The sequence below is a fragment of the Microtetraspora sp. AC03309 genome (assembly GCF_020826795.1).
GTDB lineage: Bacteria > Actinomycetota > Actinomycetes > Streptosporangiales > Streptosporangiaceae > Microtetraspora > Microtetraspora glauca.
On the sequence record NZ_JADDIL010000600.1, the window covers coordinates 1 to 400 of the forward strand.

The 400-nt window shown below is 69.0% G+C and carries 1 protein-coding gene; it reads right to left on the reverse strand.

Features of this window, described 5'->3' with window-relative positions; genetic code table 11:
* Window positions 1–400: LpqB family beta-propeller domain-containing protein (locus IMZ11_RS44545; RefSeq protein WP_228649831.1), on the reverse strand; the 400-nt coding region annotated here is incomplete at both ends.

A 400-nucleotide genomic window follows, 5' to 3' on the forward strand; every position in this document is an offset into this window, starting at 1 on the left:
GGTCGACGGATTTGCCGCCACCGTGCCGACCGGGGCGACCAGGTTGCGGCTGGGCCCATCGGAGTTCACCCCGTCGAGGTTGACGTACGACACGGGATGGGCCGGGTCGGTGCGGCTGACCACGATGTCGTCACCGGTTCGCCAGGACAGCGACACCACGGAATTGCCCAGCCCGAAACCGAGACGCCGCGGATAGGTCAGCAGGAACTGCCCTTCAGGGGTCCGCTCGACGCCTGCGAGGATCACCTGCCCACCGATCACCATCGCTGCTCGAGTGCCGTCGCGGGACAGCTGCAACTCGGTGATCGGGCCCGGAAATCGGGTGGCCACCGCGGCCGCGTCGACCGGGATACGCGCCGGCACACCGGAGGCGTCACGGATGGCACGCACCACGTTGGCA